Source organism: Massilia sp. CMS3.1 (assembly GCF_051262535.1).
Classification (GTDB): Bacteria; Pseudomonadota; Gammaproteobacteria; order Burkholderiales; family Burkholderiaceae_D; genus Telluria.
Map to the genome: position 1 here is coordinate 1 of NZ_JBIMES010000005.1, position 20,733 is coordinate 20,733.

Annotated in this window: 23 protein-coding genes; 7 read left to right on the forward strand and 16 right to left on the reverse strand. The window is 62.9% G+C overall.

Annotated features, from left to right (window positions below; all coding sequences use genetic code 11):
- Window positions 1-32: 32 nt before the first annotated feature.
- The 7 genes from bamC to ACHAC9_RS09580 all read right to left on the reverse strand — a co-directional run bounded on the left by bamC (window position 33) and on the right by ACHAC9_RS09580 (window position 5,942).
- Window positions 33-1,214: an outer membrane protein assembly factor BamC gene (bamC, locus tag ACHAC9_RS09550; protein WP_435759485.1), complete on the reverse strand. Its 1,182-nt coding sequence runs from the start codon at window positions 1,212-1,214 to the stop codon at window positions 33-35.
- Between the two features lie 43 nt (window positions 1,215-1,257).
- Window positions 1,258-2,142 (reverse strand): 4-hydroxy-tetrahydrodipicolinate synthase, encoded by an 885-nt coding sequence (dapA, locus tag ACHAC9_RS09555; protein ID WP_435759487.1) that lies wholly within the window; start codon window positions 2,140-2,142, stop codon window positions 1,258-1,260.
- Between the two features lie 60 nt (window positions 2,143-2,202).
- Window positions 2,203-2,772: a class I SAM-dependent methyltransferase gene (locus ACHAC9_RS09560; RefSeq protein WP_435759489.1), complete on the reverse strand. Its 570-nt coding sequence runs from the start codon at window positions 2,770-2,772 to the stop codon at window positions 2,203-2,205.
- Window positions 2,772-3,425: a site-2 protease family protein gene (locus ACHAC9_RS09565; protein WP_435759491.1), complete on the reverse strand. Its 654-nt coding sequence runs from the start codon at window positions 3,423-3,425 to the stop codon at window positions 2,772-2,774. The genes ACHAC9_RS09560 and ACHAC9_RS09565 overlap by 1 nt, the downstream gene beginning before the upstream one ends.
- A 67-nt stretch (window positions 3,426-3,492) precedes the next feature.
- On the reverse strand, window positions 3,493-4,116 hold the full coding sequence (locus tag ACHAC9_RS09570; protein WP_435759493.1) for an L-threonylcarbamoyladenylate synthase: 624 nt from the start codon (window positions 4,114-4,116) through the stop codon (window positions 3,493-3,495).
- Window positions 4,113-5,000, reverse strand: coding sequence for a protease HtpX (gene htpX, locus ACHAC9_RS09575; RefSeq protein ID WP_435759495.1), 888 nt, complete (start codon window positions 4,998-5,000; stop codon window positions 4,113-4,115). Before htpX ends, ACHAC9_RS09570 begins: the two co-directional genes overlap by 4 nt.
- A gap of 108 nt (window positions 5,001-5,108) precedes the next feature.
- Window positions 5,109-5,942, reverse strand: a complete 834-nt coding sequence (locus ACHAC9_RS09580; RefSeq protein WP_435760052.1) for a 3',5'-nucleoside bisphosphate phosphatase — start codon at window positions 5,940-5,942, stop codon at window positions 5,109-5,111.
- A 118-nt stretch (window positions 5,943-6,060) separates the two neighbouring features.
- On the opposite strand from ACHAC9_RS09580, the gene ACHAC9_RS09585 reads away from it, so the two are divergent.
- Window positions 6,061-6,456 (forward strand): GFA family protein, encoded by a 396-nt coding sequence (locus tag ACHAC9_RS09585; protein WP_435759497.1) that lies wholly within the window; start codon window positions 6,061-6,063, stop codon window positions 6,454-6,456.
- Between the two features lie 70 nt (window positions 6,457-6,526).
- Here ACHAC9_RS09585 and ACHAC9_RS09590 read toward each other — a convergent pair whose 3' ends face one another.
- Window positions 6,527-7,405, reverse strand: coding sequence for an alpha/beta fold hydrolase (locus ACHAC9_RS09590; protein WP_435759499.1), 879 nt, complete (start codon window positions 7,403-7,405; stop codon window positions 6,527-6,529).
- Between the two features lie 149 nt (window positions 7,406-7,554).
- Between ACHAC9_RS09590 and ACHAC9_RS09595 the strand changes: the two genes are divergently transcribed.
- From ACHAC9_RS09595 to ACHAC9_RS09610, 4 genes are all read left to right on the forward strand, one after another.
- On the forward strand, window positions 7,555-8,079 hold the full coding sequence (locus ACHAC9_RS09595) for a gamma carbonic anhydrase family protein (protein ID WP_435759501.1): 525 nt from the start codon (window positions 7,555-7,557) through the stop codon (window positions 8,077-8,079).
- Window positions 8,080-8,082: 3 nt separating this feature from the next.
- Window positions 8,083-9,039: an Hsp33 family molecular chaperone HslO gene (hslO, locus tag ACHAC9_RS09600; RefSeq protein ID WP_435759503.1), complete on the forward strand. Its 957-nt coding sequence runs from the start codon at window positions 8,083-8,085 to the stop codon at window positions 9,037-9,039.
- A gap of 137 nt (window positions 9,040-9,176) precedes the next feature.
- Window positions 9,177-9,683, forward strand: coding sequence for a Dps family protein (locus tag ACHAC9_RS09605; RefSeq protein ID WP_435759505.1), 507 nt, complete (start codon window positions 9,177-9,179; stop codon window positions 9,681-9,683).
- A 28-nt stretch (window positions 9,684-9,711) separates the two neighbouring features.
- A complete protein-coding gene (locus tag ACHAC9_RS09610) occupies window positions 9,712-10,134 on the forward strand; it encodes an acyl-CoA thioesterase (RefSeq protein WP_435759507.1) in 423 nt (140 codons plus the stop codon).
- A 9-nt stretch (window positions 10,135-10,143) separates the two neighbouring features.
- On the opposite strand, the gene ACHAC9_RS09615 is transcribed toward ACHAC9_RS09610, so the two are convergent.
- Both ACHAC9_RS09615 and ACHAC9_RS09620 read right to left on the reverse strand, forming a co-directional pair.
- Window positions 10,144-11,334 (reverse strand): ATP-binding protein, encoded by a 1,191-nt coding sequence (locus ACHAC9_RS09615; protein ID WP_435759509.1) that lies wholly within the window; start codon window positions 11,332-11,334, stop codon window positions 10,144-10,146.
- Window positions 11,335-11,380: 46 nt separating this feature from the next.
- Window positions 11,381-12,373, reverse strand: a complete 993-nt coding sequence (locus ACHAC9_RS09620) for a GlxA family transcriptional regulator (RefSeq protein ID WP_435759511.1) — start codon at window positions 12,371-12,373, stop codon at window positions 11,381-11,383.
- A 113-nt stretch (window positions 12,374-12,486) separates the two neighbouring features.
- Between ACHAC9_RS09620 and ACHAC9_RS09625 the strand changes: the two genes are divergently transcribed.
- Window positions 12,487-13,386, forward strand: a complete 900-nt coding sequence (locus ACHAC9_RS09625; protein WP_435759513.1) for an MBL fold metallo-hydrolase — start codon at window positions 12,487-12,489, stop codon at window positions 13,384-13,386.
- Between the two features lie 42 nt (window positions 13,387-13,428).
- Here the strand turns inward: ACHAC9_RS09625 and ACHAC9_RS09630 are convergent, their stop codons facing one another.
- The 6 genes from ACHAC9_RS09630 to ACHAC9_RS09655 all read right to left on the reverse strand — a co-directional run bounded on the left by ACHAC9_RS09630 (window position 13,429) and on the right by ACHAC9_RS09655 (window position 18,663).
- On the reverse strand, window positions 13,429-13,833 hold the full coding sequence (locus ACHAC9_RS09630; protein ID WP_435759515.1) for a DUF3224 domain-containing protein: 405 nt from the start codon (window positions 13,831-13,833) through the stop codon (window positions 13,429-13,431).
- A gap of 189 nt (window positions 13,834-14,022) precedes the next feature.
- On the reverse strand, window positions 14,023-14,301 hold the full coding sequence (locus ACHAC9_RS09635) for a DNA-binding protein (RefSeq protein WP_435759517.1): 279 nt from the start codon (window positions 14,299-14,301) through the stop codon (window positions 14,023-14,025).
- Window positions 14,302-14,305: 4 nt separating this feature from the next.
- Window positions 14,306-14,674 carry a cell division protein FtsB gene (gene ftsB, locus ACHAC9_RS09640; protein ID WP_435759519.1) on the reverse strand — a complete coding sequence of 123 codons (369 nt, stop codon included), beginning with the start codon at window positions 14,672-14,674 and terminating at the stop codon, window positions 14,306-14,308.
- 57 nt (window positions 14,675-14,731) lie between these two features.
- Window positions 14,732-16,015 carry a phosphopyruvate hydratase gene (gene eno, locus ACHAC9_RS09645; protein WP_435759521.1) on the reverse strand — a complete coding sequence of 428 codons (1,284 nt, stop codon included), beginning with the start codon at window positions 16,013-16,015 and terminating at the stop codon, window positions 14,732-14,734.
- 90 nt (window positions 16,016-16,105) lie between these two features.
- Window positions 16,106-16,963 (reverse strand): 3-deoxy-8-phosphooctulonate synthase, encoded by an 858-nt coding sequence (kdsA, locus tag ACHAC9_RS09650; protein ID WP_435759523.1) that lies wholly within the window; start codon window positions 16,961-16,963, stop codon window positions 16,106-16,108.
- Entirely contained in the window at window positions 16,960-18,663 is a 1,704-nt protein-coding gene (locus ACHAC9_RS09655) for a CTP synthase (RefSeq protein WP_435759525.1), read from the reverse strand. The genes kdsA and ACHAC9_RS09655 overlap by 4 nt, the downstream gene beginning before the upstream one ends.
- A 265-nt stretch (window positions 18,664-18,928) precedes the next feature.
- Here ACHAC9_RS09655 and ACHAC9_RS09660 point away from each other — a divergent pair, with 265 nt between their 5' ends.
- Window positions 18,929-20,659, forward strand: coding sequence for a methyl-accepting chemotaxis protein (locus ACHAC9_RS09660; protein WP_435759527.1), 1,731 nt, complete (start codon window positions 18,929-18,931; stop codon window positions 20,657-20,659).
- Window positions 20,660-20,733 lie beyond the last annotated feature (74 nt).

A 20,733-nucleotide genomic window follows, 5' to 3' on the forward strand; every position in this document is an offset into this window, starting at 1 on the left:
CATGTGAGCCGGTTTTTTCATACCAACAACGATTACTTCAGCTCGTCATTCAGCAGCGACAAAATCTTCTTTCCGGTCGGCGAGACATCGGCCGCGCCGGCATTGTCCTGCACCGTCACGTTGCTCACGCTGGCGTTCGGCTCGGCCTTGACCACCACGCGGTAGCGCTGGGCTTCCTTGGCCTTGTCGGAGTCGCCGAAGCTGAACAGGCGCTTGACGAAGCCGTCCCCGTTCGAGCCATCCGGATCGACATAGCGCACGAAGTAGACACCCTGCACACGGTCGCGGTCTTCGACGGTGAAGCCGACGCGGTCGAGCGCCAGGCCGACACGGCGCCAGGCGCGGTCGAAGCCCTCGCCGATTTCGACGCGGTCGCCGACCAATGTGGCTTGCTGCGGCGCCGCGGCGGCGTTCGCCACGGTCGTTTCGGCGGCTTTCACCGCGGCCGGCTCGGTGGCGCCGGTCAGGCGCGCGACCATGCGTGCCAGGAACTGGGCCTCCAGGGCCGGATCGTTCGGGCGCACGGTCCAGGTGGTCGTTTCCTTCTGGGCGCCGGTGAGCACTTCTTCGGCGCCGCGGTGGCTGATGTAGATCTCGGTCGAGCCGTCCGGCAGGCGCTCGAGGCGGGTGCGGTACTTGTCGCGCTCGCCGGTCGAGTAAGCGCGGTCGAACACGCGGCCGATCGTGCGGCGCACGATGTCCTGCGGAATCTTCGAGCGGTTCTCGGCCCATTCGGTTTCCATGATTCCGGTCGTGGCCGACTCGGAGACCAGCGGGAAGCCGGCGTCTTCCCAGAACTGGCGCACTTGCGGCCAGAGCTGTTCAGGCGTCTGCTTGACCACCAGCCAGCGCTGGTCGCCGGCGCGCTCGACGCTCACGGCCTCGGTCGCGACCGGGCCCACGGGGGCGCCGCCGGCGGCAGGCATCGCCACCATGCCTGGCTGCGCAGCAGAACCGGCGCCAGCCTGCATGCCGGAGGCGGTGGCAACGCCACGGCCTTCCGGCACGGCGTAACGATTGTCCTTCTGGAGCTGGGTCAGGTCCGGCGGCACGTCGAGCGATGCCGCTTTTTTGGACGACCTGTAGTCGACCTTGTCGGATTCGAAAACGGTGGTGCATGCCGCCAGCGAGAGCGCCATGGCGCCCATGGTCAGCACGCGCAATGGCGCGGAAACGTTCGCAAGCGGGAAAGTCTTCTTGTTGCTTTTAATCATATCGTTACGATGTCAACTCTGTAAACGGAGACCCTTGCGGGAATCAGGATTGCGGGACGAGGCCGGCGGCGCGCAGGGCGGCGCGGACGGTGTCGTGGAATGGGCTCGACAAGGGCACGAGCGGCAGGCGCAGGCCGGCGGGCATCTTGCCCATCTCGGCGAGTGCCCACTTCACCGGCACCGGGTTCGGTTCGACGAACAGCCTGGCATGCAGGTCGAGCATGCGGTTGTTGATGTCGATGGCGCGCGCGAGGTCGCCCGCCATCGCCGCCATGCACAGCTCGTGCATGGCGCGCGGCGCGACGTTGGCCGTCACCGAAATATTGCCGGCGCCGCCGCAGAACATCAGCGCCATCGCGGTCGGGTCGTCGCCCGAGTACACGGCAAACGACTTGTCGACCATGCGCAGCAGTTCGATGCCGCGGCCGATATTGCCGGTCGCGTCTTTCACGCCGACGATATTGTCGATCGGCGCCAGGCGCGCGATGGTCTCGTTGCTCATGTCGGCAACGGTGCGGCCCGGCACGTTGTACAGGATGATCGGCAGGTCGACCGCTTCGGCAATCGCCTTGAAGTGGCGGTACATGCCTTCCTGGGTCGGACGGTTGTAATACGGGACCACCTGCAACGAGGCGTCGGCGCCGACGTCCTTTGCGGCGCGCGTGAGCGCGATGGCCTCGGCGGTCGAGTTGCCGCCGCTGCCGGCGATGATCGGAATGCGGCCGCGGGCGTGATCCACGGTCAGCTTGATCAGTTCGACGTGCTCTTCGGGTGTGACGGTGGCCGATTCGCCGGTGGTGCCGACGATCACGATGCCGTCGGTACCTTCCTCCACGTGCCAGTCAATCAGTGTGCGCAGGCCGTCCATGTCGAGACTGCCGTCTTCGAACATCGGCGTGACGATTGCTACAATGCTGCCCTTAATCATAATCAGTGGTACGTGCCGAAAAAGAAAATCTGATTGTAGCGGATCGTCCGCCAATATGGTTCATTCCCTACCAACTAAATGGTCGAGCTTACCCTCGGTGTGCGGCAGCGCCCGCCCCGCAGCGCACAGGCGCTGCACGCGGGCCGGCTTCGGCTGCGTGACGACGCCGTCTTCAAACGCCAGCACGCGCAAGCCGCCCTGTGCGGCAACGTCCAGCAGCTCGCCCGGGTGCAGCAAGAAGGCCGGATTCGAGGGCTTGCCGAAGGCTTCGTTGCCGAGCGCAAAGGTTTCGTAGATCAGCAGGCCGTTCGGTGCCAGGCTCTTCAGCAGGTCATTGAACAAGGGACGATGCAGGTAATTCGTGACCACGATGCCGGCGAAGCGGCCCGCTTCGAAAGGCCAGCGCGCGCCCTCTTCTTCCAGGTCGATGTCGCGTGTCATGATGCCGGGGCCGGCGGCCAGCGCCAGCGCCTGCGGGTCGCGGTCGACTGCGATCACCGCATGGCCCAGTGACGCAAACAGGCGCGCGTGGCGCCCGCTGCCGCAGGCAAGATCGAGTACCTCGCCGGCCGGCACACCGGCGGCGAAACGGCGAACCCAGGGGGAGGCGTCGAGCGTCGGCGTATGCATCAGGTCAGGAAGAAGGTGAATGGGGTCGCGATCAGTTTCACCGCCTGGGCGCCGAGCCACATCACCGGCTGCACCCAGAAGGCCAGCAGGTTGAAGTACAGCAGCGCGAGCAGGATGAAGAAGCCGTACGGCTCGATCTTGGCGAATTTGAAGGCCAGGCCATGCGGCAGCATGCTCGTCACCACCCGCCCGCCGTCGAGCGGCGGCAGCGGGAACAAATTAAAAGCGAAGATCAGCAAGTTCGTCACGATGCCCGCCTGCGCCACCTTGTGCGGGAAGTCCTCGCTCACGTCCATGGCGGTGAGCACCACGGCAAAGATCAGCCACATAACGGCCATCACGAAATTCGCAAGGGGACCGGCCAGCGCGACCCAGGCCATGTCGCGCTTCGGATTGCGCAGGTTGCCGAACTGGACCGGCACCGGCTTGGCATAGCCGAACACGAAACCGGACGTCAGGTACAGCGCGACCGGAATGATGATGGTCCCGAACAGATCGATGTGCGAGATGGGATTCAAGGTCATGCGCCCCTGCGCATAGGCCGTGTTGTCGCCGAAATAGCGGGCTGCGTAAGCGTGGGCGGCTTCGTGCAGGGTGATCGCGAAAAGTACGGGCAGCGCGTAGACTGCGATGTTGCGAACGATTTCATCCATAGGGGAGCGATTCTAGCAGAGCGGGGCGCAAGGGCCCGGCGTGGTGGACAGCAGCGGCTGGGGCGGCTTATAAACCAAAGGCTGCCGGGTCCCCGCGTCCTGCCCGCACCAGCACCGGTTCAGCGCTGGTCAGGTCGATGATCGTGGTCGCCTCCAGCATGCCGGCGCCGCCGTCGATCACGAGATCGATCTGCTTCTCCAGGCGCTCGCGCACCTCGTCCGGGTCGGAAAGCATGTACGCGTCGCCAGGCAACTGCAGGGTGGTGCCGATCAGCGGCTCGCCGAGTTCCTCGAGCAGCGCCAGCGTGATCAGGTTTTCCGGCACGCGCAGGCCGATCGTCTTGCGCGAGGGGTGAGAGAGGCGGCGCGGCACGTCGCGCGTGGCTTCCAGGATGACCGTGTAGGGCCCCGGCATGGTGGCCTTGAGTAACCGGTACTGGGCGTTGTCGACGCGCGCGTACTTCGAGATTTCCGACAGGTCGCGGCACAGCAGCGTCAAATGGTGCTTGTCGTCGATACCGCGCACGCGGCGCAGTTTTTCGACGGCCGTCTTGTCATCCAACTGGCACACCAGCGCATAGGCCGAGTCGGTCGGCAGCGCGACCACGCCGCCGGCGCGGATGATCTGCGCCGCCTGCGCGATCAGGCGCTTCTGGGGATTTTCGGGATGGATCTGGAAGAATTGGCTCATTGGGCACCCGCCTGGCGCAGTGCCTGCAAGGCCACGATCCGTTCTTCCATCGGCGGGTGGGTCGAGAACAGCGCACCCCAGCCGCCGCCACTGCCGGAAATGCCCGAGGCGCTCATCGACGAAGGCAAGACGCCCGGCTGGAAGCCGCCGAGACGGGCGAGCGCGTTCTGCATCGGCACGGTGCTGCCCAGCAGTTTCGCGGAGCCTTCATCGGCGCGAAATTCCCGTTTGCGCGAGAACCAGGCGACGATGATCGAGGCGAGCAGGCCGAACAGGATTTCGCAGACGAACACGGCCGCCATGTAGCCGATGCCGCGGCCGCCCTCGTTACGCAGCAGGATCTTGTCGACAAAGTAGCCGACCACGCGCGCGAAGAAGACGACGAAGGTGTTTACCACGCCCTGGATCAGGGTCAGCGTGATCATGTCGCCGTTGGCGATGTGCGCGACTTCATGGCCGAGCACGGCTTCGACTTCATCGCGGTTCATGCCTTGCAACAGGCCCGTCGAGACGGCGACCAGGGCCGAATTTTTAAACGCGCCGGTGGCGAACGCGTTTGGCTCGCCGTCGTACACGGCCACTTCCGGCATGCCGATGCCTGCGCGTTCCGACAGTTGACGGACAGTGTCGACGAGCCACAGTTCGGTCGAGTTGGCCGGCTGCTCGATGACGCGCGCGCCGGTCGACCACTTGGCCATCGGTTTGCTCATCAGGAGCGAGATGATCGAGCCGGTAAAGCCCACCACCAGCGAGAACACGGCCAGCGCGCCGACATCGATCCCCTGTGCGCTCACCGCACGTCCGACCCCGAGCAGGTTCAGGACGACCGTCAGCACCAGCACAACCGCAAGGTTGGTGGCGAGGAATAATACAATGCGCTTCATGGAGTGCCTCCGGGGCAGAATGACGTTAACAGGCTGCCAAGATAAGGGTGCCAGAGGGAAAATTCAAGGGTAAGAGGCTTATGGCCGACTTAAGCAGGGTGGGCCAACTTAAAACCAGTCGTGCCACACCGGCGTCACACTGCCCGGCAAGGGCGGCAAGGCATCGAACTCCACCCGCGCCTCCCCCGGTGCATGGAAATCGGTCCCACGCGAAGCGAGGAAACCGTAACGCCGCGCCACCTCGGCATAGATCGCATACTGGTCCGGCGTATGGCTGCCCGTGACCACCTCGATCGCATTTCCGCCGAGCTCGCGAAATTCGTCGAACAGCGCGCCTTCGGCCGTTTGCGAGAACTTGTAGCGCCCCGGGTGCGCGATCACGGGAATGCCGCCGGCGCTGTGGATCCAGCCCATCGCCTCTGACAGGGCGGCCCAGCGGTGCGGCACATACCCAGGCTTGCCTTCGGTGAGAAAGCGGCGGAACACTTCCGATGTGGTGTCGCACTTGCCGCATTCGACCAGGTAGCGCGCGAAGTGGGTACGCGAGAGCAGGTCCGGGTTGCCGACATAGCTCAGCGCGCCTTCATAGGCGTGCGGGATGCCGGCTTCTTCCAGCTGGGCGGCGATCTCGCGCCCGCGCGCGTCGCGCCCGAGGCGGGTCTTGGCCAGGCCCGCGAGCAGCTCCGGGTTGTCCTCGTCGATCTGCAGGCCGACCAGGTGCACGGTCTGGTTGGCCCAGGTAATCGAGATTTCAACGCCCGGCACGAAGCGCATGCCCTGCTCGACGGCTGCCGCGCGGGCGGGCTTGATGCCGCTCACTTCGTCGTGGTCGGTCAGGGCCCAGACCTCGACCCCGCCCTTGCGCGCATAGGCGGCCAGCGGCGCGGGTGCGAGCACGCCGTCGGAGACATTGGAATGGCAGTGGAGATCGACTTTCAGCATATGCAAACCGCTTTTCTGGACGAGCAAACATTGTACGCCGCATTGAACGGCCCGGTACGCAGTGTCCGACTGCCGGGCCGGCAATGCTAGAGTGTCTGTTTCATTTTCAGGATGAACGATGAAGACTTACCACGGCAGCTGCCACTGCGGCGCGGTGCGCTACGAGGCCGACATCGACATCACCGCCGGCACCATCAAATGCGATTGCTCGATCTGCAAGAAGATGCGTTTCTGGGCGGTGCAAGTGCCGAGCAGCGCGTTCCAACTGCTGGCGGGCGAGGCTGCGCTCGGCGAATACCGCTTCCAGTCGAAACGCGACGGCCATTATTTTTTCCGGCATTGCGGCATCAAGGTTTTCTCGACCGGACATTCGCCGCGCCTCGGTGCATTTCACGCCGTGACGGTGGCGAGCCTGGATGATCTGCCTGTGGAAGATTTACTGGCCGCGCCGGTGCGCTACGTCGATGGGCGTAACGATGCGTGGGAAATACCGCCGCCAGAAACCCGGCATTGATAGAATGGCAAATATTCTTTGCAATTGAAGGCCAGGATGCAAATTTTCTTTGCACCCCTGCGCCCGCACATTACTTTTCCAAAAACCCTTCAATCAACTCTGCCAACACCTTTGGCTGATCGTGGTGCACCATATGCCCCGCCTCCGCCACGGTATGTTGTTCGACGCTCGCCATGTGCGCCAGGCGCCGGTCCACCTCCGCCCGCATCTCTTCCTGCGGCCCCATCCAGCGCCACATCTCGGTTTGCGCCGCCTCGATCCACAGCACCGGCGCGCTGATGCGCTTCCACATCGCGATCATCTCGTCGAGGTGATACAACAGCGGCCCCGACATCTTGTGCGCCGGATCGCCCAGGATGGCGTATTCACCTGAATCGCTGCGCGCCGACCAATGCTCCGCGAGGAAGGCCGCACGCGCCCCCGGCAACCGCGGATTGGTCTTCTGCAAGCGCCCCGCTACCTCGTCCAGGCTGGCATAGCCGCGCATGACGGGAGGCGTGCGCAGCTCGTCGAGCCATTTCGCCATGCGCTTGGGCGCCTGCTCCGGCTTTGCCCCCATCAGGCCAATGCCTTCCAGGTTGATCAGCTTCTTGACGCGCTCGGGCCGCACGCCGGCATACATGCTCACGACATTCCCGCCCATGCTGTGCCCCAGCAAATTCACAGGTTCATGCGGCGAATAATGCGCAAGCAAGGCGTCGAGATCGGCCACGTAATCCGGAAACCAGTAGGTATCCGAATGCGTGCGCTCGGACAAGCCGAAACCGCGCCAGTCGTTGGCGATCACGTGCCACTCGCCCTCCATGTGATCGACCACGAACTGGAACGAGGCCGACATGTCCATCCAGCCATGCGACATGAACAGGATGGGCGCGCCTGCGCGGCCCCAGTGGCGCACATGGGTGCGCAGGCCGCGGATGGTGAGGAATTCGGAACGGGAAGGTGTCATGTCTGGCTAAAAAAGTACGATCGTTCGGATTATACGCATGCCGTTGAATTCCTGCCGGTCACCCCCATTTGCCCGCCATCGACGGTGTGCAACGACAGGGGACGCGAGGGCGTAAAATAAGGTCCTTTCAATCTTCTGCGAGCACATCCATGGCGATTTACCAGCTGGGCGAGCATGCGCCCGAGATCGATGCATCGGCCTTCGTGGCCGATTCGGCCACCCTGATCGGCAAGGTGACCCTGGAGGCGAACGCCTCGGTGTGGTTCGGGGTCACGATTCGCGGCGACAACGAGCGCATCACGATCGGCGAAAACAGCAACGTCCAGGAAGGCACTGTGATGCACACCGACATGGGCTATCCGCTCGTCATCGGCAAGGGCGTCTCGATCGGCCACCAGGCCATGCTGCATGGCTGCACAGTGGGCGACGGTTCGCTCATCGGCATCCAGGCCGTCATCCTGAACGGCGCCACGATCGGCAAAGGCTGCCTGGTTGGCGCCGGCGCCCTGGTCACCGAAGGCAAAGCATTCCCGGATAACTCGCTGATACTCGGTTCGCCCGCGAAAGTGGTGCGGACCCTCACGGAAGAAGACCTGCTGCGCCTGCAAGGCAACGCCGCCAGTTACGTGGCGCGTGGCCAGTTATTCAAGGCGCAGCTCAAGCACATCGGATAGACAATGACGACACCAGATACCAAGGACACCCTCCAAAAATTTATCTTCGACAACGCCGCCGTGCGCGGCGAGCTGGTCGAGATTTCCGACACCTGGCGTGAGATCCAGGCCCGCCACGGCTACCCCAAGGCCGTGCGCTCCATGCTCGGCGAGATGGTGGCAGCAAGCGCGCTGCTGTCGGCCAACCTGAAATTCAACGGCTCGATCGTGATGCAGATCCACGGCGACGGTCCCGTGCGCCTGTTGGTGGTCGAGTGCGACGCCGACCTGCGCATCCGCGCCACGGCAAAACTGGCGCCCGACGCGACCATCGCGGACGACGCCGGCTTGAGCGACCTGCTCAACGTCAACCGCCGCGGGCGTTTCGTGATCACGCTCGACCCACTTGAAAAGATGCCGGGGCAGCAGCCTTACCAGGGCATCGTGCCGCTCGACGGCGAGAGCGTGGCGACCGTCATCGAAAACTACATGCTGCGTTCCGAGCAGATGGACACGCGCCTGTGGCTGGCGGCCGACGACAAGGTCTCGCGCGGCCTGCTGCTGCAAAAGCTGCCGCGCCACAGCGGCAAGGAAGACCAGATCCAGCAGGCCAGCGCAGAGGAAGACCTCGAAACCTGGCACCGCGCGGTCATGCTCGGCAGCACCCTCAAGCAGGAGGAATTGCTCAGCACCGGCATCGAAACCCTGCTCAACCGCCTGTTCTGGGAAGAGACGATCCGCGTCTTCGATCCGCAGCACCCGCAATTCCACTGCAGCTGCACCCGCGAAAAAGTCGGCAACATGCTGAAAATGCTGGGCCAGCCGGAAGTCGAATCGGCCCTCGCGGACCTGGGCGAACTGGGCGTCAACTGCGACTTCTGCGGCAAGCACTACGCCTTCGACAAGGTCGATTGCACGCAACTGTTCGCCAGCGATGTCCCGGTAGAAACCTTGATTCCGGCAAGCGGCAGCATCAACTAAAGCTGTGCTCCCATGATGTCCCGGATTTGAAACGGGCCATCGTGCCGCATGATTTTTCCGCCGGTGCTAAGCTATTGCCTTGTTTGCAGTGTTTCATTTTTTATAAACACTGCCAGGTCACCAACAGGAGAATCGCAATGCATATGGATACCGGAATTAACACCGAAGACCGCGCCAAGATCGTCGAGTCGCTCTCGACCGTACTGGCGGACGCGTACATGCTGTATCTGAAGACGCACAATTTCCACTGGAACGTCACCGGCCCGATGTTCTCGGCCTTGCACGTGATGTTCGAGGAACAGTACACCGAGCAGTGGACCGCGCTGGACGACATCGCCGAGCGCATCCGCTCGCTGGGCCATTTCGCACCAGCCACCTACAAGCGCTATGCCGAGCTGTCGAGCATCACCGAAGAGGCGAATGTACTCTCGGCCAAGGACATGATCCGCCAGCTGGTCGACGGCAACGAAATCCTGACCCGCACTCTGCGCGCGGGCGTGAAGGTCGCCGACGAACTCGACGACTTCCCGACCGCCGACATGCTGACCACTCGCATGGACGTCCACGAAAAGAACGCATGGATGCTGCGCTCCTTCCTCGAGCAGGGTGCCGGTTCGACGCAGGGCGAGGCTTCGTCGGACTAATCCAATTCACTGACTTGACCCGTTGACGATGCGCGACACGCCCCGCTCTGCCTTCCCCCACTTCCTCGCGCTACCTACGCGCTGGATGGACAACGACAGCTACGGGCATGTCAACAACGTCAACTACTACAGCTTCTTCGACACCGCGGTCAATCGCTTCCTGATCGACCGCGGCGTGCTCGACATCCACCTTGATGACATCGTCGGCTTCGTGGTCGAAACCACGTGCTCCTACTTCAGTTCGATTTCTTTCCCCGACACGATCCACGTCGGCGTGCGCGTCGCCAGGCTCGGCAATTCGAGCGTGCGCTATGAACTGGCTTTGTACCGCAACGACGATCCCCTGCCATCGGCAGCCGGGCATTTCGTGCATGTGTATGTGGACCGGCCTACCGGCAAGTCGGTGCCGATTCCAGAGCGCGTACGCGCGGTGCTGCAAACACTCGCATGACGCTGCCGGTTATTGCCGGGGCACTTCTACCGTAAAAACCGTACCGTTCGCTTCATTCGAAACGACATCGATATCGCCGCCATGGGCAAGGGCAATTTGCTTGGCAATGAACAAGCCCAGGCCGAGGCTGCTGCGTGGCCGCTCGTTGCCCTCTTCCTCGGGCAATTGAACTAGCGAAGTGAACAAGGTCGGCAACACGTTTTTGGGAATCACGGCACCCCGGTTACGCACCTTCAGCAGCACGCGGCTCGCCTCGCCTGCGATGTCGACGATGATCGGCTTGCCGGGCACACCGTATTGCGCGGCATTGTTGGCAAGATTGGTCAGCAGTTGCTGGAGCCGCGCGCCGTCGAACATCCCGATTAATTCCCCGCTGGCGTTGAGCTCGAAATGGGCGCGGGGATGCGCGGCATTCGCGTCTTCGATCGCCCAGTTGCAGATCTGGAGCAGGTCGCATTCCTGGCGTTCGATGGGGATGCCATCGCCCAGCTGGGTGCGTGCCAGTCCCAACAGGTCGTTCACCATGCCGGCCATCGTTGCCGCACTGCGTTTCAGGCGTACGCCAATCTGCCGGATCTTGTCGTCCGGCTCGCCAGCCTGCGACAGATAGGTGCCGACGAGCGCCGTGGCGGCCAAAGGACTACGCAGGTCATGTCCCAGGATCGCCAGGAACAGGTCCCTGGTTTCGTTCACTTTGTCGTTGTACGCGACGGCAGCGTCCGCCAGCGACTGATCGATCGCTTCATTGAATCGCATGACGTCATCGGCATTGTCGGCCGATACGGCTGCATCGTCCAGCTGCCAGAGCTTGAGTACGCTGGCGCGTAGCGCGCGGTACTCGGCAATGAGCTGCAGGAGGGTAAACCCGCTCGCATAACGCAGTTTGCCGTGCGTCGAGGAAGCACTGTCATCGGGATCATTATTTTGCCCCTTCGATTTTGCTTCCGTTTCTGCAGTACTCTCTTCCTGCTCGATGTCCTTGGCAACGAACTCGAGTATTTCCCCCGCATGGTCGCGCAGCTCTTCGCCGGACATGTCATCCGTCACAGCCCCGAATGTCGTGGCAAATGCTTCCCATTCGACCAGGATCTGCTCTTTGTTACGGGTAATAAATGTTGACAGGTTCATGGCTCGAAAGGTCACTGCGGCGGTGCATGAAGCAACCAGCATAACCCATACGACTGGGGTCAGGTCTGACAACTGGACACGACCTCGACTGTCCGCGAGCGCTTGCTTGCCCGACGAGCTACGCTTCGTGCGCAGGCTGCTCTTCCGTAGGCGCCGATTTCCGTCCAAATGTCCTGCGCCAGTCTCGTGGACTGACCTGAAAACGTTTCTTGAAATGCTGCCGCAAGGATAGTGCCGTCCGAAATCCTGTAAGTTCAGAAATTTTTTCGACCGACATCGATGTGGTTTCCAGCAACTCGCGGGTGCGCCGCAGGCGTTCGTTGACCAGCCATTCCACCACCGTCATGCCCGTCGCTTTGTAGAAATGGCGCGTGAAAGTCCGTCGGCTCATGGCTGCTCTTGTCGCCAGTTCATCGATCGAATGTTGGCTGCCGAGATGTTCGCGCATGAAGTCGAGTAGCCTGTTGACGTGTGCATCCTGGGTCGAGACCGCCATCGGTTGCTCGATGAATTGGGCCTGCCCTCCTTCCCTGTGCGGCGGTATGACCATCATGCGCGCAACCTTGTTGGCGATTGCAGGACCGTGATACGCCCGCACCAGATACAGGCAGCAGTCGAGGCCGGCGCCGGTGCCTGCCGACGTGATCAGCCGGTCCTCTTCGACATACAAGGCGTTCATGTCCAGCTTTACGCACGGAAAGCGGTCCTGAAAGTCCCGTTCGGCCATCCAGTGGGTCGCCGCGCGCTTGCCGTCGAGTAGTCCGGCGTAAGCCAGTGCATAGGCGCCGTAACACAAGCCTACGACGTGCGCTCCGCGTGCATGCGCACGCGTCAAGGCGGTCATCAGCTCCGGTTGCGGCGCCGTCCCCAGATCGGACCAACCGGGGATGATGAGAATGTCGGCTGTTTCCGCCAGTTCCAGGCCGCCATCCGGCTGAACCGTCATCGCACGCTCGGCGCTCTGCGGCGGGATGCCGGAGGCGACGATCCGCAGTTCGAACAGGCGCCGGCCAGGCAGTTCCAGGTTGAACACCATATACGGCACGGCAAAGTGAAACGGACTGAAGTCGGCGTACGCAAACAGGGCGACCACAGGTATGTGTGCAGACATGAATGCCTTTGGAGCGTGGCCCGAAAGTATCGATAAATGACGTTTGGGTCAATTTTATCCTGCGCGAGACACGCGCACAATGCTGCTTCCCATCCACGATATTCGAGAAGAACATGCATGCAACGAATTCCCTCCTGACTGTCGCAGTCGCGCTCCTGCTTGGCACGGCCGCCGTAGCGGCGCAACCGGCGGCCACTGCTATCGCCGCAGCCACGCCGGGCAAGCCGACGGTCCAGGTCCAGCAGATCCGCAATGCCACGGCAAAAATCAGCTACGCGGGTACAACCTTCCTGCTCGATCCGCTGCTGGCAAAAAAGGGAGCCTATCCCGGCTTCGCCGGTACTTTCCGCAGCCAACTGCGTAATCCCATGATCGAGCTCCCCATGTCTGTCCCGGAGATCATGAAAGGTGTCGACGCCGTCGTCGTCAGCCATACCCACCTCGACCACTGGGACGGCGGCAACAACCGGTTCATCCCCAGAAGCATTCCGCTTTTCGTTCAGGATGAAGCCGATGCCAAAATGATTCGCGCGCAAGGATTTACCGATGTGCGCATCCTGGGCCAGAACACCCCGTTTCAAGGTGTTTTGTTGAGCAAGACGGGCGGAAAGCATGGGACCGCCGAGATGTATGCCGTGCCGCAACTGGCGGCGGGACTCGGCGAGGCGATGGGCATCGTCTTCCAGGCGTCCGGCGCCAAGACCGTCTATGTTGTCGGTGACACGGTATGGCAGTCGGACGTCGACCAGACCCTCGCCAGATTCAAGCCTGAGGTGATCATCATGAATACTGGCGATGCCCGCATGGTCGGTTTTGCCGGATCCATCATCATGGGAAAGGACGATGTCCTGCACGCGGTGCGCAGCGCACCCAACGCGACGATCATCGCTTCCCATATGGACGCGATCAACCACATGACGCTGAGCCGCAAGGAATTGAAGGAACACGTCCGGCAACATGGTATCGAACAACGTGTGCGCATTCCTGCCGACGGCGACGTGCTGAAGTTCTGATACAGATCCGCCACCAGCAAGGGCGTCGTAGGCAAACGATGCCTACGACGCAGGCAGGATGTAATCAAACTCGTAGAAGTGCGCCCGCTCCTCGATCCGGATACGCATCGTGCCGGCAATCCCGGCCAGTTCGCCGGTCCCTGAATCCGGCACCACGCTGATCGACAGTGCCTGGGCGCCGCGCGCCATCGTCCCGCTGTGCTGGACGACGAAGCTGCCGCGCCTGCCCTGCAGCGTGCCGGTCACGCGCTCGATGGCCACATAGCCGGCCGAGCCTTCGGTGGCGGTCAGGGCGGAGAGCATCTCGCCGACGCCCGTTCCTTCGAACTCACCGTGGTAGCGTTTGTCGATCGCCATGCGGCCGGTGGTCACGCCGTCGCGTACCTCGGGCTGGCCTTGCGGAGTGACGGTCACATCGAACGGTCCTGCGACATGTTGCTGGCTCATGGTCGGCTTCCTTGTGGTTGAAGAGATATCGAACATTCTAGGACAATCCGGCGCCCTTGCGTTCATCGTCCCGGCAAGTGACCGGTGTCGCCGGCGGGCGCTGGCGCGAAGCTCGCCGCGACACACCAATCGCCCTCGACGTCACGGGCCAAGGTAGAGGTCGTGTCCGAATGTCAGACCCCAGCCGGTTCAGTGCGCCGCGCCCGGCATATGCAAATCGATCACCTTCATGATCGCCAGCGTCGTGGCCATGCTCATCTCGCCGGTAGCGAATGCATGGCGCAGCTCGGCCTGGGGGATGCCGGCGGCGGCGGCCAGCTGCGTCGTGCCTTCGGCGCGCGCGGCGTGGGCAAAGGCGTCGGTGAGGATGGCGGCGTCGCCGCTCTCGAAGGCTGCGGCCAGCCACGCGGACAAGGCCTCGAGCGTTGCCAGCGAAGCTGCCGGGTTGTCGTGGTGGTCGGTATTCATGGGATCAATGCGTCGGGTTGGCGGCGGCGGGTTTGCCGTCCTTGCCCGGCTTGGGTGGCGGCGGAGGCGGCGGCACCGTCATCGATTCGGTCGGCTGCTCGTCTTTCCTCAGCACCTGCACGAAGATTTCGTTCTGCTTGATCATGCCCAGTTCCAGGCGCGCGCGCTCCTCGACGGCGCCGGTGCCTTCGCGCAGGTCGCGCACTTCCGATTCGAGCTTGGCGTTGCGCGCCTTGAGCCCGTCGGATTTGACCTGCGCCAGTGCGACCTGGTCCTTCAGGTCGGCGACAGCCAGCATGCCGCCCTTCCCGAGCCACAAAGGGTACTGGATCAAGAGCAGCAGGGCGGCGAGAACGAGCGTAATAATGCGCATGGAGGAAATCAGGAACGCGGGCCGCGCCAGGCATGGCCGGCCCGCAGGTACGACAAATTACTTCAAATTATAGAACGCGTCACGGCCAGGGTAGCTGGCGACATCGCCGAGGTCTTCCTCGATGCGCAGCAGCTGGTTGTACTTGGCCATACGGTCCGAACGCGACATCGAGCCGGTCTTGATCTGCAGGGCGTTCAGGCCCACCGCGATGTCGGCAATGGTCGAGTCCTCGGTCTCGCCCGAACGGTGCGAGATAACGGCGGTGTAGCCGGCGCGCTTGGCCATTTCGATGGCGGCGAAGGTCTCGGTCAGGGTGCCGATCTGGTTGATCTTGATGAGGATCGAGTTGGCAATGCCCTTCTGGATGCCCTCTTTCAGGATCTTGGTGTTGGTGACGAACAGGTCGTCGCCGACCAGCTGGACACGCTTGCCCAATGCGGCGGTCAGCGTGGCCCAGCCTTCCCAGTCGCCTTCATGCATCGCGTCTTCGATCGAGATGATCGGGTACTTGTCGCACCAGGTCGAGAGCATGTTGGTGAAGTCGGTAGCGGACAAGCTGAGGCCTTCGCCTTCGAGCACGTACTTGCCGTCCTTGTAGAATTCGCTGGCGGCGCAATCGAGGCCGAGGGCGATGTCCTTGCCTGCTTCGTAGCCTGCCTGCTCGATCGCCTGCATGATCAGCTTGATCGCTTCTTCATGGTTCTCGACCGATGGCGCGAAACCGCCTTCGTCGCCGACCGCCGTGGAGAGACCCTTCGCGTGCAGGATCTTTTTCAGGGTATGGAACACCTCGGCGCCGTAGCGGATCGCTTCCTTGAACGACGGAGCGCCGATCGGGATGATCATGAATTCCTGGATGTCCAGGTTGTTATCGGCGTGGGCGCCACCGTTGATGACGTTCATCATCGGCACCGGCATCTGCATCGCGCCCGAACCGCCGAAGTAGCGGTACAGCGGCAGGCCCGCTTCTTCAGCGGCGGCTTTGGCCACGGCCATCGAGACGGCCAGCATGGCATTGGCGCCCAGGCGGCTCTTGTTCTCGGTGCCGTCCAGGTCGATCAGGGTGCGGTCGAGGAAGGCCTGTTCGTTGGCGTCCAGGCCCATGATGGCTTCGCTGATTTCGGTGTTGATGTTCTCGCAGGCCTGCAGCACGCCCTTGCCGAAATAACGCTTCGGATCGCCGTCGCGCAGCTCGATCGCTTCGCGCGAACCGGTCGATGCGCCCGACGGCACAGCCGCACGGCCCATCACGCCCGATTCGAGCAGGACGTCGCATTCGACGGTCGGATTGCCGCGCGAGTCAATGATCTCGCGGCCGATAATATCAACGATAGCACTCATGTTTGCATCTCCAGAAGGGTAAAAAATCATCTCGTAGATGCAAGTCGAGGCGCCCGATGGGCGCCTCGACTTGCTGGCTATATGCTTACGTCAGATCTTGAAGCTGTTTTCGAGGAAGCCTGCCCGCTTCACCACGCGGTCGAGGTCGACCAGGGTGGAGAGCAGTTCCTTCATGCGGTTCAAGGGCACGGCATTCGGGCCGTCCGACATGGCATTCGCCGGGTCCGGATGGGTTTCCATGAACAGGCCGGCAATGCCGGCTGCCACCGCGGCGCGCGAGAGCACCGGGATGTGTTCGCGCTGGCCGCCCGAGGACGTGCCCTGCCCGCCCGGCAGCTGTACCGAGTGGGTCGCATCGAACACCACCGGGCAATTCGATTCGCGCATGATGGCGAGCGAACGCATGTCGGAGACCAGGTTGTTGTAGCCGAACGAGACCCCGCGTTCGCAGGCCATGAAGTTGTCTTGATTTAAGCCAGCAGCGCCCGCGGCCGCACGCGCTTTATCGATCACGTTCTTCATGTCGCCAGGTGCCAGGAACTGGCCCTTCTTGATGTTCACCGGCAGGCCCGAACGGGCACAGGCGTTGATGAAATCGGTCTGGCGGCACAGGAAGGCCGGGGTCTGCAGGACATCGACGATACTCGACACTTCCGGAATCTCTTCCTCGGTGTGGACGTCGGTCAGCACCGGTACGCCGATCGTGCGTTTCACGTCGGCGAGGATCTCGAGGCCCTTTTCGCGACCCGGGCCACGGAACGAGGTGCCCGACGAGCGGTTCGCCTTGTCGAAGGACGATTTATAGATGAACGGGATGCCGAGCGCCGAGGTGATCTCTTTCAAGGTACCGGCGACGTCGAGCGCCATCTGGCGCGATTCGATCACGCAGGTGCCGGCGATCAGGAAGATCGGCTGGTCCTGGCCTGCTTCAAAGCCGCAAAGTTTCATGCTGCATCTCCTTGTAAAGCCGATGCCGTGGCGACGGCCGGTGAATTGGCCGCCGCCGGTGCGTTCGCCGACTGGTGCGCGAGCGCCGCCTGGATGAACGACGTGAACAGCGGATGGCCGCTGCGCGGGGTCGACTTGAATTCAGGGTGGAACTGCACGCCCATGTACCACGGGTGCGCGTTCTCGCCGGTGCGCGGCAGTTCCATGATTTCGCACAGGTCTTCGTTGGGGGTACGGGCCGCGACGACCAGGCCGGCCGCTTCGACCTTCGGCAGGTAATGGTTGTTCGCTTCGTAGCGGTGACGATGGCGCTCGGTGACGACGCTGCCGTAGATCTCGGCGGCCAGCGTGCCCGGGTTCACCGCGCAGGTCTGGGCGCCCAGGCGCATGGTGCCGCCCAGGTCCGAGTTCGCGTCGCGCTGTTCGACTTTGCCGTCGTGGTTCTGCCACTCGTTGATCAGGGCGACGACCGGCTGATCGGTCTCGAGATCGAATTCGGTGGAATTCGCGTTCGGCAGGCCCGCCATGTGGCGCGCGTATTCGATCAGCGCGACCTGCATGCCCAGGCAAATACCCAGGTAAGGGATCTTGTTTTCGCGCGCATAACGCGCGGCCATGATCTTGCCTTCCACGCCGCGCTTGCCGAAGCCGCCCGGGACCAGAACCGCGTCGTACTTGGCCAAACGCTCACAGCCTGTACTTTCGATCTCTTCCGAGTCGAGGTATTCGATGTTGACGCGGCTCTCGGTGTGGATGCCGGCGTGGCGCAGCGCTTCGGTCAGCGACTTGTACGACTCGGTCAGGTCGACATACTTGCCGACCATGCCGATGGTAACTTCGTGCTTCGGATTTTCCAGCGTGTAGATCAGCTTCGTCCACATCGACAGGTCGGCCGGCGGTGCCTCGATGCCGAGCGCTTCCAGGATGATGTCGTCCAGGCCCTGATCGTGCAGCACTTGCGGCACCTTGTAAATGGTGTCGACGTCCCAGACCGAAATGACGGCCTGCTCTTCGACGTTGGCGAACAGCGAAATCTTGGCGCGTTCGTCGTCGGGAATCGGGCGGTCGGCACGGCACAGCAGCGCGTTGGGCGAAATGCCGATCTCGCGCAGCTTCTGCACGCTGTGCTGGGTCGGCTTGGTTTTCAGTTCGCCGGCCGATGCGATGTAGGGCACCAGGGTCAGGTGCACGAACGCGGTCGACTTGCGGCCGGCGCGCAGCGACAGCTGGCGTGCGGCCTCGAGGAAGGGCAGCGACTCGATGTCGCCGACGGTGCCGCCGATTTCGACCAGCGCGATATCGACACCTTCGGCGCCACGGCGGATGTAGTCCTGGATTTCGTTGGTGATGTGCGGGATCACCTGCACGGTCTTGCCAAGGTACTCGCCACGGCGTTCCTTGCGGATCACCGATTCGTAGATCTGGCCGGTGGTGAAGTTGTTCACCTTTTTCATGCGGGTGCTGATGAAGCGCTCGTAGTGGCCGAGATCGAGATCGGTCTCGGCGCCGTCGTCGGTAACGAAGACTTCGCCGTGCTGCATCGGGCTCATCGTGCCGGGATCCACGTTGATGTAGGGATCGAGCTTGAGCATCGTGACTTTGAGACCGCGCGATTCGAGGATCGCAGCGAGAGAAGCGGCCGCGATTCCCTTGCCCAGGGAAGAGACGACGCCGCCAGTGACGAATACAAATTTGGTCATTGTGCTGAAGGTGCCGAACGGCACACGCGGGAAATAGAAATTATACCTTAAACCGGCGCCTGCATCTTCACCAACAGCCTCCCGCCGGGCTATCGCTGCCCTTTGCACGCCCGGTCACGCCGTTCACTCGCCTTGACTGTTTCGCAATGACAACAGCTTTTGCCCTCAATTGTCTGGAACCGCACATTGATGTCCATGTGCAATTGCAATTGCCGTGCGTCAAGGTTACAGTTGACGTTCTCTTATCTGTATAGGCAGGTGCACCATGGGCTTTTTCAACAACCTCAATATTGGCAAGCGCCTCGCGATCGGCTTTGCGCTGACCCTGGCCATGGCCGTCCTGATCGCCGCGGTCGGCATCGCACGCGTCAACAGCGGCGCCGCCAGCACCGCCCAGGTCCTGGCCGAGCCGCTGGCCAAGGAGCGCATGATCAGCGAGTGGTACATGCAGGTCTTCGCTGCGGTGCGCCGCACGGCCGCGATCGTCAAGAGCAGCGATCCCGCGCTCGGTCCCTTCTTCAAGGAAGATGCTGCCCAGACCGGCAAGCGTTCGGCCGAACTGATGAAGCAGATCGAGCCACTGATCGTCGACGGCGAAGAAAAAGCCCTGTTCGACCGTATCACCGAACAGCGCAAGGCCTATTCGAGCGCGCGCGACCTGGCCGTCAAGGCCAAGGCTGACGGCGACCAGGAACTGGCGACCAGGATTCTGGACGAAAAATTCACGCCAACCGCGAAGGCTTACCAGGAATCGATGCAGCAGCTGGTCGCCCTGCAGGCCGCGCAGATCGCCACCACGGCACGCACTATCGACGAGCGCGCCGACGGCAGCGAAACCCTGCTGGCGACGCTGGCCATCATCTCGGTGCTGCTGGGTGCGGGACTGGCGTGGCTGCTCGCGCGCAGCATCGTGCGTCCGATCCGCGAAGCGGTGGCCCTGGCCGAGACGGTCGCCAGCGGCGACCTGACGCGCCGCATCGACGCCACATCGCGCGACGAAACCGGCGCCCTGCTGCGCGCGCTGCGCCACATGAACGACAGCCTGGTGCAGATCGTCACCGAAGTACGGGGCGGTACCGACACCATCGCCGGCGCATCCGGCGAAATCGCCGCAGGCAACATGGATCTCTCGAGCCGCACCGAGCAACAAGCCGCCTCGCTTGAAGAAACGGCCGCCTCGATGGAGCAGCTGACCGGCACCGTGCGCCAGAACGCCGACAACGCGCGCCAGGCAAACCAGCTCGCGATCACGGCTTCGAACGTCGCCATCGAGGGCGGCTCCGTCGTCGGCCAGGTCATCACGACCATGGGATCGATTAACGAATCTTCGCGCAAGATCGTCGACATCATCGGCGTCATCGACGGCATCGCGTTCCAGACCAACATCCTGGCATTGAACGCCGCCGTGGAAGCGGCACGTGCCGGCGAACAGGGCCGCGGCTTCGCGGTTGTGGCCTCGGAGGTGCGCAACCTGGCGCAACGTTCGGCGGCGGCAGCGAAAGAAATCAAGGTCCTGATCGGCGACTCGGTCGACAAGGTCGACCTGGGGGCCAAGCTGGTCGACCAAGCCGGCGCGACGATGGAGCAAGTGGTCGAATCGATTCGCCGCGTCACCGACATCATGGCCGAAATCACCCACGCGACCCAGGAGCAGACCGGCGGCATCGAGCAGGTGAACCGGTCGATCGGCTTGATGGACGAAGCGACCCAGCAGAACGCGGCCCTGGTCGAGGAATCGGCAGCAGCAGCCGGTGCGATGCAGGAACAGGCGGCGAAACTGGCGCAGGTAGTCGGTGTGTTCAAGCTCGATGCGGGTGCGTCGATTGCCGCGCCGGCAGCGCGACAAGCCGCGCCAACGCGCGCGATCGCCGTGCGTCCGAAGCCGGCCCCGCGTGCGGCGAAGGCGCCGGTCGCGACGAAGGCGGCCAAGTCGACCGCCAAGCCGGCGGCGCGTGCAGGCGCGACGGCAGGCGCCGACGAGTGGGAAGAGTTCTGATCGCCGTGTAGCGCGATCGACCGAGCCGCCCGCATGCCGGGCGGCTTTTTTTTTGTGGCGTTCGATGGCGCCGA